At 38.2% G+C, this 15,344-nt stretch carries 13 protein-coding genes; 4 read left to right on the forward strand and 9 right to left on the reverse strand.

The annotated features are described in order from the left end of the window. Window positions 1–16: 16 nt before the first annotated feature. Window positions 17–1,510, forward strand: a complete 1,494-nt coding sequence (putP, locus tag H4J75_RS10270) for a sodium/proline symporter PutP (RefSeq protein WP_182222070.1) — start codon at window positions 17–19, stop codon at window positions 1,508–1,510. Window positions 1,511–2,226: 716 nt separating this feature from the next. On the opposite strand, the gene H4J75_RS10275 is transcribed toward putP, so the two are convergent. The 8 genes from H4J75_RS10275 to H4J75_RS10310 are packed head-to-tail and all read right to left on the reverse strand — an operon-like array spanning window position 2,227 to window position 10,658. Further along, window positions 2,227–2,940: a DUF3379 family protein gene (locus H4J75_RS10275; RefSeq protein ID WP_182222071.1), complete on the reverse strand. Its 714-nt coding sequence runs from the start codon at window positions 2,938–2,940 to the stop codon at window positions 2,227–2,229. Continuing rightward, window positions 2,933–3,448, reverse strand: coding sequence for a sigma-70 family RNA polymerase sigma factor (locus H4J75_RS10280; protein WP_070377194.1), 516 nt, complete (start codon window positions 3,446–3,448; stop codon window positions 2,933–2,935). Before H4J75_RS10280 ends, H4J75_RS10275 begins: the two co-directional genes overlap by 8 nt. A gap of 58 nt (window positions 3,449–3,506) precedes the next feature. Beyond that, window positions 3,507–5,183, reverse strand: coding sequence for a BatD family protein (locus tag H4J75_RS10285; RefSeq protein WP_182222072.1), 1,677 nt, complete (start codon window positions 5,181–5,183; stop codon window positions 3,507–3,509). Between the two features lie 5 nt (window positions 5,184–5,188). Then, window positions 5,189–7,111 carry a VWA domain-containing protein gene (locus H4J75_RS10290; protein ID WP_182222073.1) on the reverse strand — a complete coding sequence of 641 codons (1,923 nt, stop codon included), beginning with the start codon at window positions 7,109–7,111 and terminating at the stop codon, window positions 5,189–5,191. Window position 7,112: 1 nt separating this feature from the next. Beyond that, window positions 7,113–8,111: a VWA domain-containing protein gene (locus H4J75_RS10295; protein WP_182222074.1), complete on the reverse strand. Its 999-nt coding sequence runs from the start codon at window positions 8,109–8,111 to the stop codon at window positions 7,113–7,115. Continuing rightward, window positions 8,108–8,617 carry a DUF4381 domain-containing protein gene (locus H4J75_RS10300; RefSeq protein WP_182222075.1) on the reverse strand — a complete coding sequence of 170 codons (510 nt, stop codon included), beginning with the start codon at window positions 8,615–8,617 and terminating at the stop codon, window positions 8,108–8,110. Before H4J75_RS10300 ends, H4J75_RS10295 begins: the two co-directional genes overlap by 4 nt. Continuing rightward, complete coding sequence (locus tag H4J75_RS10305; RefSeq protein ID WP_182222076.1) at window positions 8,605–9,633, reverse strand: DUF58 domain-containing protein; 1,029 nt, start codon at window positions 9,631–9,633, stop codon at window positions 8,605–8,607. The genes H4J75_RS10300 and H4J75_RS10305 overlap by 13 nt, the downstream gene beginning before the upstream one ends. A gap of 59 nt (window positions 9,634–9,692) precedes the next feature. Further along, complete coding sequence (locus tag H4J75_RS10310) at window positions 9,693–10,658, reverse strand: MoxR family ATPase (RefSeq protein ID WP_070376075.1); 966 nt, start codon at window positions 10,656–10,658, stop codon at window positions 9,693–9,695. Between the two features lie 246 nt (window positions 10,659–10,904). Here H4J75_RS10310 and fadI point away from each other — a divergent pair, with 246 nt between their 5' ends. The 3 genes from fadI (at window position 10,905) to H4J75_RS10325 (ending at window position 14,787) form a co-directional block, all read left to right on the forward strand. Further along, window positions 10,905–12,212, forward strand: a complete 1,308-nt coding sequence (gene fadI, locus H4J75_RS10315) for an acetyl-CoA C-acyltransferase FadI (protein ID WP_070376076.1) — start codon at window positions 10,905–10,907, stop codon at window positions 12,210–12,212. A 59-nt stretch (window positions 12,213–12,271) separates the two neighbouring features. Next, the gene (gene fadJ, locus H4J75_RS10320) at window positions 12,272–14,413 is read left to right on the forward strand and encodes a fatty acid oxidation complex subunit alpha FadJ (protein WP_259366443.1); all 2,142 of its coding nucleotides are present in this window, start codon (window positions 12,272–12,274) and stop codon (window positions 14,411–14,413) included. Between the two features lie 173 nt (window positions 14,414–14,586). Then, window positions 14,587–14,787 carry a hypothetical protein gene (locus H4J75_RS10325; RefSeq protein ID WP_182215051.1) on the forward strand — a complete coding sequence of 67 codons (201 nt, stop codon included), beginning with the start codon at window positions 14,587–14,589 and terminating at the stop codon, window positions 14,785–14,787. A gap of 227 nt (window positions 14,788–15,014) precedes the next feature. On the opposite strand, the gene H4J75_RS10330 is transcribed toward H4J75_RS10325, so the two are convergent. Beyond that, complete coding sequence (locus tag H4J75_RS10330) at window positions 15,015–15,302, reverse strand: polymer-forming cytoskeletal protein (protein ID WP_182222078.1); 288 nt, start codon at window positions 15,300–15,302, stop codon at window positions 15,015–15,017. Window positions 15,303–15,344: the final 42 nt, after the last annotated feature.

The raw sequence follows: 15,344 nt of genomic DNA on the forward strand, positions 1-15,344 counted from the left end.
ACTTTCGGAGGTTAATTTGGCATTTGGTACATTATTTTCTTTAGGTTTATATTTTATTGTTATGATCGGTATAGGTTTATATGCCTTTAAAAAATCGACCAGTGACGCAGCAGGTTATATGCTAGGAGGGCGTAATCTAAGTCCTTCAGTGACGGCTCTTTCCGCTGGGGCTTCTGACATGAGTGGTTGGATGCTAATGGGCATACCAGGTGCTATGTATGTGACAGGTTTAAGCAGTATTTGGATCGCCGTAGGTTTAGTAATTGGTGCTTATTTTAATTATTTAATTGTTGCGCCTCGTTTGAGAACTTATACCGAAGTAGCAAATGATTCGATAACTTTACCTGATTTCTTTGAAAACCGTTTTAATGATAAGCGCCATTTGCTTCGCGTAGTTTCATCAATTGTTATTATTGTCTTTTTCACGCTTTATACTTCATCAGGTATCGTTGCTGGTGGTAAATTGTTTGAAAGCTCTTTCGGATTAGATTATGAAGTTGGGCTCTACGTTACCGCAGGTGTTGTTGTACTTTATACTATGTTTGGTGGTTTTTTAGCCGTAAGCTTAACCGATTTTGTGCAAGGGTGTATTATGTTCGTAGCGCTTGTGCTAGTACCTTTTGTGGTCATAAGCGACATTGGTGGCGTACAAGCAATGAATGATGTTATTCATTCTATTGATGCTGAAAAGTTTAATATGTTCAATGGTGTTAGTGCGCTGGCGATTATTTCAGCGATGGCTTGGGGCTTAGGTTATTTTGGCCAGCCACATATCATTGTGCGCTTTATGGCAATCCGGTCAGTTAAAGATTTACCTGCTGCTCGTCGTATTGGTATGACTTGGATGATCGTTTCTATTTGTGGTGCTATGGCAACTGGTTTTGCTGGTATTGCTTATGTGGCGAAAACGGGTACAGAATTAACCGATCCAGAAACTATTTTTGTATTATTTTCTCAGGTTTTATTTCACCCTCTCATTTCTGGCTTTTTATTAGCCGCTATTTTAGCTGCTATAATGAGTACCATTTCTTCTCAATTATTAGTGACATCAAGCTCATTAACCGGTGACTTTTATCAAGCGTTTCTAAATAAAGATGCTACTGATAAACAGCTTGTTTTTGTTGGCCGTTTATCTGTACTTCTAGTTGCTATTGTTGCGATATCATTAGCTTATGACCGAAATAGCTCTATTTTAAGTTTGGTTAGTAATGCTTGGGCAGGATTTGGCGCCGCATTTGGACCACTAGTTATCTTAAGTCTCTACTGGAAAAAAATGAACAAGCAAGGCGCTTTAGCAGGTATGTTAACGGGCGCTATAACCGTTCTTATTTGGATTTATGCTCCGATAACTGTCGGTGGTGAACTATTGAGTTCAGTGATGTATGAAATTGTTCCTGGTTTTATACTTTCAACAATAGCGATTGTTGTGGTGAGTAACTTTACCGCGGCACCTGATGAATCTGTTGAAAAAATGTTTGATGAGATGCTAGAGCAGCACAACATCGATTAATGGTATTGTAAACTCGCTCAAATAAAGCCCGTTATTGATGTTCAATAACGGGCTTTTTATGTTCAGGATGAACGGTATAGCGTGGTGCCAAGGATGGCAAGGAACGTATATGTTCAGGATGAACGGTCATGATTTTTGTTCCTGACAAATCATAAGTACCTCCATCCCTGGAGGCAATAGCGTGGTGCCAAGGATGGCAAGGAACGTATATGTTCAGGATGAACGGTCATGATTTTTGTTCCTGACAAATCATAAGTACCTCCATCCCTGGAGGCAATAGCGTGGTGCCAAGGATGGCAATGAATGTATATGTTCAGGATGAACGGTCATGATTTTTGTTCCTGACAAATCATAAGTACCTCCATCCCTGGAGGCAATAGCGTGGTGCTAAGGATGGTAAGGAACGTATATGTTATTTTAGTCTCTATTTTAATGAGGTGTGTACTAGATACTGAAACGAGTTCAGTATGACGATTTTGGCTTCTGTTGTTTGGAGGTGAGTACTAGATACTGAAACGCGTTCAGTATGACGATTTTGGCTTCTGTTGTTTGGGAGGTGAGTGCTAGATACTGAAACGCGTTGAGTCTGGGGATTTTAGTATTAATATGATGGTTTCAGTGCAAGAGCAATGGAGTTTTAATAAGAGGGTATTAAGAACGTCGTCGCCATGGTTTCATGTGCGACGACGTTAACAGTAAAATATTATTTTTATGACTTAAATAGACCAGCTAATATTTTTATCAATGGCTGTTTGCCACTGCGTAAGCGATTCACTTTTGTCAGCAACTACAATAATATTACTGTTTTTAAAGTGTTGGGATTTTCCTATTAATTTATCTGTTGAAAAATCAGCGGTAAATTCAAGCTCTTCATTATTGGGAACAATAAAAACAGTGACCATGCTTGTTGCACCTTGAAAAACTAAGTGTAGGCTTTTCATGCCATCAAACCGGCAATAATTAGCAAACATTAATTTGCCTATGCTATCGGTAAAACTGCCATTAAACGTCGCCATTTTATCGTTAAGAGAGGCTAAGCTCACATTTGCAGTTGAAGTGTTAGAAAAATGTCCTTCTTCATGGGCAATATGAGCTATCGCATAATCTCCTAGGTTGTTATATGCATTAGAAAACTGCATAAAATTAATCGTTAAACCCATAACAAAGGCAACAGACGCAGCTAAAGCTAAACGCACACGACTTTTACGTTTTTGCTGCTGATGACTGGCCATTGTTTGACGTAAAATAAGTTTATCGCTTAAGCCTGTAGGTACTTCAATATTTAACGCTTGAAAGAGTTTACTGTCTAAACTTTCAAGTTCTTGTGTAAAATTTTGCTTGGCAGGGTCACTGTGAATTGCAGCAAGCATATCTTCATCACGTGTATTTGGATCTGCATAAATACGACGTCTAAATTGCAAATCATCCATTGTATTGACCTCTAACTTTGGGAGTATTATCTAAAGCTTCTTTTAATTGATTACGCGCTCTAAACAACCTTGTCATCACGGTATTCTTATTTAAATCGAGCTGTTTAGCTATTTCTTCACCTGAAAAACCACCAATAATTTGTAAAACTAATGGCTCTCGGTATTCTTCTGGCATTTGTGCTATTTTTTCACGCAGCCAATAGTTTTCAATTTCTTGTTCGCTACTTGTTGATTTAGTATCGGTAATAGTGGCTTCTTCATATTCACTCATATCAAATCGTTTACGCTCGAAACGACGAGCATTCTCTCGTCGTAAAATTGTGATCAACCATGACTTAGCTGCTTTTTCATCTTTTAATGAATCTAAAGCTCGCCATGCCCGTAAAAATGTCTCTTGCACTAAGTCTTCAGCCACATGTTTGTCGTGACATAGCCAATAAGCATAACGGAATAAATCGCCATGCAAAGCTTTAACTAGTGCTTCATATCTAACTTGTTTTGTTGCCATGTTGTAAGAGACCTGAGCTGACATTATTTTATTTCGCTTTTAAAAATATATTTCATTTTTATCTTGGATTCAGAGTTAAAACCTTAGCTTCATTTACTTTTAATCCTTGCTTATTAATAGCTTGAATTAAGCTTGTTAAGGCCTTTCCTTGCCAATTTTTTTGCTCTTTCCCATAATAACATTGCTGTAACAACTCAATTTCGTCCTGAAATTTATTATTATTAATTTCAATTAACGCATCATCAAGTGTTGCTGTTATTTTGTTACCTGCTTTTGCTTGTAAGGTATTTATCCATGGCGATATTAAAGCGAGCACTTCTAAGCCCTGATTTTTTTTACAGGCGGCTAATAAAGATAAGTAAGGATTATTATTTCTATTATCAATCTTCGTTGTTTTTACTGTCAATGGTTTAGAGCGTTTTGCACTGATAAACCACGCTAAAGCAGTAAGTAGCCATAAGGTTAAAAATAGCCATTGTAGCCAGGATGCTTGAGTAACAACAATTGTCTCCGTTGGAATAAGTACTTTGTTTTGCTGATTTTTCATGATAGCTGGAGCTGTGTTAAGCTCGCTATTAGGTAAAACTGTAATTTTTTGAGCAGCAATTGTAGCGATTTGATAACGGTTAGTGACGGTGTTCCACCACGGAATACTTATCTCCGGTAGCTGATATTCGCCAGGCTTACTGGCAACAATGGCAAAATTTCTAACTTTTTGGCTAACCAAATGGCCACTGCTCATGCCGGTATGTAATTGAGCTTGGTCTGGATAGACTTTCAGGCCTTTGGGCACCGTCATTTCTAAAAGTGGCAATTGTTCTTCGGATAAACCTGCTGCGGTTAAGGTAATGATGCGCGTAATCGGCTCGCCTACTTTGAACGTTGTTAAATCAGGTTGCCAGTCTTGATGAATAGCCAGTAAATTACTCGGTAACCACGTGCCTTGAAATGTTTCAGGGATAGGACGAACTAGCAGTTGAATTTCATCACCAATGACACTAACAGGTTTAGTTTCTGAAAAGCTAAACATGTTATTTCTTCTCGTTGAAGGCACTAAGATTTCGCCAGAGAACAGCGGTGACTTTAACGTAAATTCACCGCTATTTTTAGGACTTATTGCATAGGTTCTTTCAATAACTCGATAGCGACGGCCATTAATAATAGTATCTTCTTCTTTATCTTTTCCAATTTGAGTAATGCTGGCGCTTTCTAACGTTGGTTCGCTTAAGCTGCCACGCTTCAATTCTGCAGCAAAGTGCAGCTTTACTGTTAAGGTTAATTGTTGTTGAACATAGACTTCTTTGGTCGATATTTCAGTGGTAATAAAAATGTCTTGTTGTTTGTCAGCAAGCGGATCATTTTCAGCTAATATTTGTACTTTTATGGCTTGAGAATTTATGCCCGCTATGGTGAAAGGAGGAATAATAAAATCGCCTGCTGATTTGCCTATTAGCAAAGTAGTCCAGGTTGTTGTTTGTGTCGTTTTAAAATTAACCATACTGGTTTGAGAACTTACCGATGTTCTACCAACGACAAAGTCTTTTAATAACGCGGAGGTATTTAAAGCGTTGGTGTCGACATCGTCATCTATGGTGATTTTTAAAATAAAAGACTCATTAACCACGATAGGATTCTTATCAATAGTTGCACTAATTTGAGTTGCCGCAAACGCATTAGGGGTAAAAAGCGTGTTACTTAGCAAAATAGTTAGTAGGGCTATTATTGTTTGGGTCATTATTTTTACCATTGTTTTTTTCCTTTTGCGCGACTACTTCGACTATTACGGCGCTTTTGATATTCGAGCTGCATTTTGTTTCTCAGTAACATATAAGGATCATCAGTTACTTTGTTGAGTAATTGTTGGTGTTTTTGTTCGGTCTCTTCTGCTAATTGTTCGGCGGCACGAAGCTGAGCAGGTGTTTGCTCGGGTTGGCTTGGGTCGTCTTCTTTACCTTCCTCTTCTTTAGCTTGTTTTTCTTGCTCTGCTTTATCTTTTTGTTCTTGTTGAGACTTTTCTTGTTCGGTCTGCTCTTTGTCAGTTGCTTCTTTTTGATCATCTTGTTGCTCAGATTCACTTGGCTGAGCTTGATCTTCACTGTCTTTCTGTTCTTGATCTTTCCCCTGATTTTCTTGCTTGTTTTGTTCTTGCTGGTCTTGCTGTTCTTGATTTTTGTCGTTGTTTTCTTCGTTGTTCTGTTCTTGGTTTTCTTGTTGCTGCTCTTGTTGTTTTTTTAACTCTTCAAGGTAAGCTTTATTGGCTTTTGCATCTTGATGCTGCGGATCTTTTAATAACGCTTGTTCATACGCTTTAATTGCTTCATCAATACGTTTTAATTGCGCTAGAGAATTACCTTGGTTATACAGAGCTTCCGCAGTGTCTTGGCGTTGGAATGCCTTTAATGCTTGCTCGTAATTTCCTGAGCGATAATAAGAGCTCCCCTGCCAAGATGAATCCTCAAAACTAGTGGCTGCCTGCTCAAAAGCTTTATTGTTGAATTGTTGTTGTCCTTGTTGGTCTTTGGTTTGCCATAAATTTTTCCAAAAATTATCAGTTACCTGTTTATCTGGGACTGATTCTTTTGTTAGCACTGCATTGGGTTTTGTAGTGCTTGTTAATGTTGTGCTTTGCGCGTAGCTTTTATCAACGGGTGACATTAATAATATGAATGGCAATATCGCTAATAAACGGCCTCGGCGAAAGTAGGGCAATAACAAGGCTAAGACTAAAAATAATAGATAGGGACCCGCTTCTTGCCATTGATCACCCGTATTTGAAGATTCTTTTTGTTGTTGATCTTCAATATCACTGGGTTGTCGAAGTAACGCTTCAATATCACTATTATTGTTAGCGAGTGTTGCATAATAACCACTGCCTCTTTTTGCTGCGCCTTTTAAGGCTGATATTGATAATTTAGGGACGATAATAGAACCACTCGTATCTTTCATCAGTTCACCATTATTAAGCTTTATTGGCGCTCCAGTTGTTGTGCCTATGCCTAAAATATTCAATCGATGATTATTGCTTCTACTCCAATCGGTGATGTCTTGAATGTCATAATTATCGATACCATCAGTAAACCAATATATATCACCTTTGCTATGACCAGCATTAACCAGCATATCGTGAGCGAGCGTTAGCGCAGCTAAAGGGTTACTACCAAGTTCTGGCATTAATTCAGGGGACAAAGATGGCAATAACAATTTAATATTATTAATGTCGGCTGTCAGAGGGCTAATCGTAAAAGCATCACCAGCATAGGCGATTAAGCCTATTTCACCTTCATTTAATTGTTCGAGTAAATCAATCGCTTTGTAACGCGATCTTGTTAATCGATTGGGCGCAATATCAGTAGCATACATAGAATACGACATGTCCATGATCAACACCGAGCCACGTGCTATTTGATAAACGGGTTGTGGCAGTTTTTTCCACGTAGGTCCGGCTAAAGCTACAATTGCTAATAAACCTATGATAAAAGGTAAAGTAAGTGACAACTTCTGCCGACTGTCTTGCTTATCAACCAAGACACTTGCTAAATGTTTTGGAAGCAATTGTTGCCAGCCAGATTGGCTCAACCGGTATTTTTTGAGGAGTTTTAACGCAAAAATTAAGGCAATGATGGCTAATAACCACCAAGGACGAATAAAGTGAAAGTCTGCCATTTTAACTATTCGCTCCTTTTAATGTGATAGTGGGTAGGTTCAGCCAAATTAGATAAAGAAATGATAATAATAATGCTGCTGATAATGGCCAATAAAATAATGCCGTAAGGGGACGCATTTGCTGTTGGTCTTGCTCTATCGGTTCTAGCGCATCGAGTAATTGATATATTTCACTCATATCTTTACTGTCACGGGCACGAAAATAATATCCACCTGTTTTGCTAGCCAATTGTTGCAACGACTCTTCATCTAATTCGCTAGATGGGTTAATGCGACGTTTACCAAAAATTGAATCTTGAATCATTACATCAGCGCCAATGCCCACTGAATAAATGGTAATATTTTTTGCTACTGCGAGTTCTAATGCTTGTTCTGGGGTTATTTTACCTGCCGTATTTTGACCATCGGTTAACAGTAATAGCACACGATTTGATTGTTTCTTTGTATCAAAGCGTTTTACTGCCAAAGCAATAGCATCTCCAATTGCAGTTTGTTTACCGACTAAACCTAATACGGCTTCATCAAGCATCTGCTGTACTGTTTTTCTATCAAAGGTCATTGGTGTTTGCATATAGGCATCATCACCAAAGAGAATAAGACCTAAACGATCACCGGTGCGACGTTCAATAAACTCACCTAATAATACTTTTAACATATCTAGGCGGTTAACGGTGCTGCCATTTATTTGCATGTCTTCAACTTGCATACTGCCAGACAGATCTACAGCTATCATCATTTCGCGCCCTTCGGTGGGTACATTTACTGCTTCGCCAAGCCATTGCGGCTGACTGGCAGATATAACAATTAAGCTCCAAATCAGTAAAAACAAAATACGTGGAGACTTTTTAGTTTTAGCTGAAAAACGTTCACTAGAGGTATTTTGAATTAGTATTGGCATTTTTAATGCTGCCGCTTGGTTTTGATTCTTTGCTGGTAATAGATACATTAATAATGGTATCGGCAGCGCTAACAATACCCAAGGTAGTAGTAGATTAATCATGACTGTTTCTCATGTTTTGTTACCGAATTTTGCTTTAGTAACTGCGGCGGAAGCGCTTGACTGAGCCAAAGATGAGCGGCTTCCTTCAACGTTTCATTTTCTGAATTTTTAGTGAGCTGATATTTATGACTAAATTGCTGTTCAGATAAGGTTAGAAATTTTTCTTGATGCTTAATTGCTAACGTGTTCTTGAAAAAATCTTTTAATCGTTCGCCATGTAACGAGGCAATTTCATTTCGTGGAAAATACTGAAATGCAGCCCATTTTAATAAAGTGATTATTTCGTCATTATTATCGGTGCTTTGAAGTTTTGATAATGCTAGTTTTTTAGCATGAGATAATTTTCGGCGTCTTTGCCATTTTACAGTAACGAAAATAAGCGCTATTAATATAGACGCAAGTAAGATCCACCAGCCATAAGCGAATGGGTAATTATGAACCTGCTCTGGTAAGTGAATATCTTTTAATTGAGCTAATTGCTCAGACGGTTGTTTTAACGCTTCCATGAGGCGACTCCGTCAGTTAATTGTTGCTCTAAAGTTTGACCTGATGAGAAGTGCAATACTCGGGCGCCTGCTTTAAGTAATAAATCTTTTTTCAATTGAACTCGTTCATTGGCTTGTTGATGATAATTTTTAGTCGCCTTTTCATCACCAATCAATAATTGCTGTCGCGAGTTTCCGTCGGTCACCGTAACGTTCATTTTATGTTTACTATTAGGTAAGTCGTGCTCAAGCGGATCACTTATCAAACAGACAACTAGTTCACAATGACGACTGATATGGGATAAGTGGCGGATAGTTTCTTGGCTAATATAATTACCATCGGTGATTAAATAAACCAAACTTCCAGGGCGAGCAAGTTGTCTTAGTCGTGCACAATTCTCTTCAAAAGCAGCATTAGCAGAATTATGCTGTTGTTCAATAGACAAATGTTCTTCGTGTTTTTGCTGTTCGATAGATAACGTATGTTGATGAGTTTCTACTAAACTGTATAAATAATGAAGCACGCCTTGTTTGCGACTGCGCGGTTTTAATTCACTATGTTTATGTTGATTAAAAACAATACCGCCGACTCTATCGCCTCGGCCTTTAGCATGCCAAGTCACTAATGCCGCTAAGTGTGCAGCTTGTACTGATTTAAATAAAAGCTGACTACCAAACAACATTGAATTACTGAGGTCGGTTACTACGAGTACTGGACGTTCAACTTCTTCACGAAAAATTTTAGTATGGGTTTTACCTGTTCGTGCTGTTACTCGCCAGTCGATGGCACGTATATCATCACCATTTTGATAATGACGTACTTCGTCAAATTCCATACCTCGCCCTTTACTACGAGATAAGTAATTACCTGACATTTGACCATGCTGACTTTTACGCGCAGCGAGATCAATGAGTTTAGTTTTGTTTTGGTATTGAATTAATTCATCGATTGATAATTCAATACCATTACTTAAAACACTACTAAGCAGATTTGAAACGTCTTGCTGGTTTTGTTCTTTTTTTTGATTAAGCCACATAAATTTACTTACAAGATTGATCGTTCATTATTTGATGTTGTTAAAGCGATTAATGCTATTTAAGCAACAGCGACTAAGCTTAGTAAGTGATCAAGAAGTTGATTACTGTTAATACCTTCAGCTTCAGCCTGGTAAGTCAGCAAAATGCGGTGACGTAATACATTATGGAATACGGCTTGTACATCTTCAGGGCTAACAAAATCACGGTTATGTAACCAAGCCCTAGCACGTGAACATCGGTCAAGTGCAATAGTTGCTCGGGGACTTGCGCCATAAGCGAGCCATTTTTTTAATTGGTCATCATATTTTTCTGGAGTACGCGTCGCCATAATTAAATCAACAATATAATTTTCAATAGCCGGTGCCATATGAATTTCCATCACTTGGTCGCGAGCAGCAAAAATATCACTTTGCGATATTTCTTTTACCGGTTTTTTACTTTCTTTGCCATGTTGAAGTGCTTCACCGCGGTTGAGCTTTAAAATAGCTAATTCACTTACAGCATCAGGATAGTCAATTTCAATGTGCATTAAGAAGCGATCTAATTGTGCTTCAGGAAGAGGGTAAGTACCTTCTTGTTCAATAGGATTCTGTGTTGCCATCACTAAGAATAAGTCAGGAAGAGGATAAGTATTACGTCCAACCGTAATTTGTCCCTCTGCCATCGCCTCTAATAAAGCAGATTGTACTTTTGCTGGCGCGCGGTTGATTTCATCAGCGAGTACTAAATTTCTAAAAAGAGGACCCGGCTGAAAAACAAAAGTGCCATCTTCAGGGCGATAAATATCTGTGCCAGTTAAATCAGCAGGTAATAAATCGGGGGTAAATTGCACGCGGTGAAAATCAGCTTCAATACCTTCAGCTAATGCATTTACGGCACGAGTTTTTGCTAAGCCGGGAGGACCTTCTACAATTAGGTGACCATTGGCAAGCAATGCAATAAGTAAATTTTCAACAAGGGCGTGTTGACCTATAATTTGTTGAGATAAGTATTCTTTTAAAGATGAAAAATGTTCAATTGCCATGCTAACTACCACTTACTTGTTTTTATTGTTAAACCTATGGGTATATATATAAGGTTCAGGTACCATAAAACAAGGATTTTTTACAATTTGACATGATTTTTAACAATTTATTTTCGAATGAATAGCTCACGTTTTAGCTGGGAGTTGTATTTATTTCATTTGAGGTTAGAATAAAGCAATCAATAAGTGGTCAGACCTCTTGGTTTGAAGACGATAAAATTAGATATTACGATAGAAGGGTAAAACATGACAAAAATGAATTTAACGACTCGAAACGGAGAACGCATCGCTGTAGTGGCTGGGTTGCGAACACCTTTTGCAAAACAAGCCACTGCTTTTCATGGTGTACCAGCAGTAGATTTAGGAAAAATTGTCGTTAATGAATTGCTAAAAAAGCATGATATTGACCCTACTATTATCGATCAATTAGTTTTTGGCCAAGTGGTACAAATGCCTGAAGCGCCAAACATTGCCCGCGAAATTGTTTTGGGTACTGGCATGAATGTAAATACCGACGCCTATAGTGTCTCAAGGGCTTGTGCAACAAGCTTCCAATCAACGGTTAATGTAACAGAAGCTATTATGGCAGGTTATGTTGATGTGGGTATTGCTGGTGGTGCTGATTCTTCATCAGTTGCGCCTATTGGTGTGTCAAAAAAGTTTGCTCGTATCTTACTTGATTTAAGTAAAGCGAGAAGCTTGGGGCAAAAAATATCACTTATTCGTCAGTTGGGCCTAAAAGATATTATGCCTGTTCCACCAGCTGTTGCTGAATACTCTACGGGTATATCGATGGGGCAGACTGCAGAGCAGATGGCAAAAACCCATAATATCTCTCGTGAAGCTCAAGATGAATTAGCACACCGTTCGCATACTTTAGCCACAAAAAGTTGGCAAGAAGGTAAGTTAGCCGGTGAGGTGATGACCGCCTACAGTGAACCTTATAAAAGTTTTATTGAAAAAGATAACTGTATTCGTGAGAACTCAGAACTTGCCAGTTATAAAAAATTACGTCCTTGTTTTGATAGAAAACACGGCACAGTGACTGCAGCAACAAGTACACCATTAACAGATGGTGCCTCTGCCATTATTTTAATGCGTGAAGGGCGTGCAAAAGAATTAGGTTATAAACCGCTGGGTTATATCAAAAGTTATGCTTTTGCTGCCATTGATGTTTGGCAAGATATGCTTATGGGGCCAAGTTATGCGACGCCATTAGCACTTAAGCGTGCAGGTATGGAATTAAAAGATTTAGATTTAATTGAAATGCATGAAGCTTTTGCAGCACAAGCGCTTGCTAATATGAAAATGTTTGCCAGCACAAAATTTGCCCGTGAGCAATTAGGTCAAGATAAAGCGATTGGCGATATTGATATGGCTAAATTTAACGTGATGGGTGGTTCGTTAGCTTATGGTCATCCTTTTGCTGCAACAGGTACCCGTTTAATTGTACAAACCCTTAATGAGTTAAATCGTCGAGGTGGAGGTACCGGTTTAACTACCGCATGTGCCGCTGGTGGTTTAGGCGCTGCAATGATAGTGGAGACTGACTAATGACTGCACCTAATAACACTCAAGCAAACGATGAAGCGCTTAAACAAGAGAGTAACAATATGAGTACGTTTACATTAATTCGCCAAGACAATGGTATTGCTCATTTAGTGATGGACGTGATTGGCGAATCCATGAATACCTTGAAAGCTGAGTTTTCTGAAGAAATTGATACGGTATTAAAAGAAATACGTAATGACAATACGATTAAAGGTGTTGTCTTAATCAGTGGCAAAAAAGATTCTTTTGTTGCTGGCGCAGATATTAATATGCTGGCGAGCTGTCAAAGTGCGAGTGAAGCAACGGCTCTTTCTCGCAATGGGCAAATGATTTTTGATCAAATTGAAAACCTCTCAATTCCTGTGGTTGCTGCAATTAATGGTGCTTGTCTAGGCGGCGGACTTGAACTTGCTATGGCGTGTCATGCTCGTATTTGTAGTGATAATGGCAAAACAGCCTTGGGATTACCTGAAGTACAGTTAGGCCTATTACCGGGGAGCGGTGGTACGCAGCGTTTACCAAAATTAGTTGGTATTCAAAAAGCATTAGATATGATGCTAACAGGTAAACAATTACGCGCGAAACAAGCCTTGAAGATGGGCTTGGTTGTTGATGTTGTGCCAAACAGCATTTTAATTTCTGCTGCTGAAAACTTAGTGCTAGCGGCACAAGGTAAAGCGAGTAAGATTAAAAAGAGTCAACGCAAAATCAGTGTTTTAGATAAGGCACTTGAAGGTAATGCGGTTGGCCGTAAAATAATTTTCAATCAGGCGACTAAATCTGTATTGGCTAAAACCAAAGGCAATTATCCTTCACCCCTCAAAATTATTGATAGTGTACGCAGTGGTATCGAAAAATCATCGGTCAGTGGTTACCAAACTGAAGCCGATCATTTTGGTGAACTTGTTATGTCACCAGAATCAGCTCAATTAAGACAAATCTTTTTTGCTACTACCGACATGAAAAAAGAGCAGGGCATCGAAGGTGTTAATGCTAAGCCGATTAGCCAAATTGGTGTTTTAGGTGGCGGCTTAATGGGCGGTGGTATTGCTTTTGTTAGTGCAACTAAAGCGAATGTTGATGTACGTATTAAAGATATTGCGCCGCAAGGTATCAGCCATGCGATGAAATATGGTTATGACATACTTAACAAAAAAGTTAAACGTCGCTTTATGTTGAAAAGTGAAATGCAAAAGCAATTGGCTAAAATTACAGGTTGTGTTGATTATAGCGGTTTTAAAAATGTTGATATGGTTATAGAAGCTGTCTTTGAAGACTTGTCATTAAAGCAAAAAATGGTTGATGACATGGAAAGTATTTGTGCTGAAGACACTATTTTTGCGAGTAATACCTCAAGTTTACCTATCGGACAAATAGCAGCAAAAGCTTTGCGCCCTGAAAATGTCATTGGACTGCATTATTTTTCTCCGGTAGATAAAATGCCGTTAGCCGAAATTATTGCACATTCAAAAACCTCTGATCAAACTATTTCAACGACAGTTGCTTTTGCTAAAAAACAAGGCAAAACGCCGATAGTTGTTAAAGACAAAGCGGGTTTCTATGTTAATCGTATCTTAGCGCCTTACATGAATGAAGCCGCCTTATTATTACTTGAAGGAGAATCGATTGGTAAGTTAGATAAAGCACTGGTTAAGTTTGGCTTCCCTGTTGGACCTATACAATTACTAGATGAAGTCGGTATTGATATAGGTGCTAAAATTGGTCCTATTTTACAAGCTGAATTAGGCGATCGATTTGCTGCACCAGAAGCATTTAATAAACTTATTGCCGATAAACGTTTAGGTAAAAAAGTGCAGAAAGGTTTTTACCTCTATAAAGATAAAAATGGTAAAAAAGTCACCAAAAAACTTGTTGATGAATCTGTCTATCCATTATTAAATATCATCATTAAAGATCAAAAAACAAATGATGAAATTGTCCAGCGTTGTGTTTTTATGATGTTGAATGAGGCTGCTAGGTGTTTAGATGAAGGTATTATTCGTAATGCTAGAGACGGTGATATCGGCGCTATCTTCGGTATCGGATTCCCACCATTTTTAGGTGGACCATTCCATTATATCGATACGTTAGGTGCAGAGGTAATTGTTAATAAGTTGAACCTGTGGAGCAGTGAACTAGGCGAACGCTTCAAGCCTTGCCAGGCATTAATTACCATGGCTGAAACGGGTAATAAATATTATTAGTAACAGGCAATGTTATGCCACCTCGGTGGCAATTTAACGAAAAAGAGGCAATTTAATGCCTCTGTTTTTATGCTTTTTACCCTTTAAAAATAAGTTGAATAAATACTCTAAATTAGTTATATTTCGCCTATAAAGTTTTAGCCATTCTTTTAGTCAGTTTAGCGGTAAATATTATGTTGTTATTTTTAGCGGTTGTCAGTGTTGTTTGTTCGATGTTCTTTTACTGCCAGGCATTACGTAGTGGTTTAGGTTTGAAGCGCTGGGCATGTGCAGGATTAGTTTTTGGGCCTTTTATTTGGCCAATGTTCTGTATGAAGAAACGGATGAAAATGAATAAAATGTTTGGCTTTAATACACTAATTTTAAAAGCTTAGAAGCTTTTAAAATTAATTTTTCTTTATCACTCTAGATAAAATAAGACAGCTACATTCCTTGTAGCAAACAGTGTCTTTCTTCAAACTAACCATTGATAATAGTGGCTCAATGATTATTACTTCCACCACTTACTGGCTGGCATTTCTTTAATTTCAATGCTAGCAGCAATAGGGTTTGCTTTAGTTGTTACAAATAGAGCTTTAAATAAGTTGATCATCTTGGACTCCTAAACTTTTACAGAGCCGCGTATGCGACCAATCGTCTCGATATCTATCTTTTGATCATTCACTTTAATAGAACCGCGTATGCGTCCAATAGTTTCGATATCTATCTTTTGATCATTCACTTTAATAGAACCGCGTATGCGTCCAATAGTTTCGATATCTATCTTTTGATCATTCACTTTAATAGAACCGCGTATGCGACCAACTTCATTTATAATTAATGAATCAGACTCAACAACAGGTGTTGGTGAAGTAGACATTGCCAAAGATAAAATAAGTGAGCTAAGCATTAAAATTTCCTTAATTTTTTATTATTAATTTCATCTATGCTA

It is taken from the genome of Colwellia sp. BRX10-1, from assembly GCF_014077545.1.
Lineage (GTDB): Bacteria > Pseudomonadota > Gammaproteobacteria > Enterobacterales > Alteromonadaceae > Colwellia_A.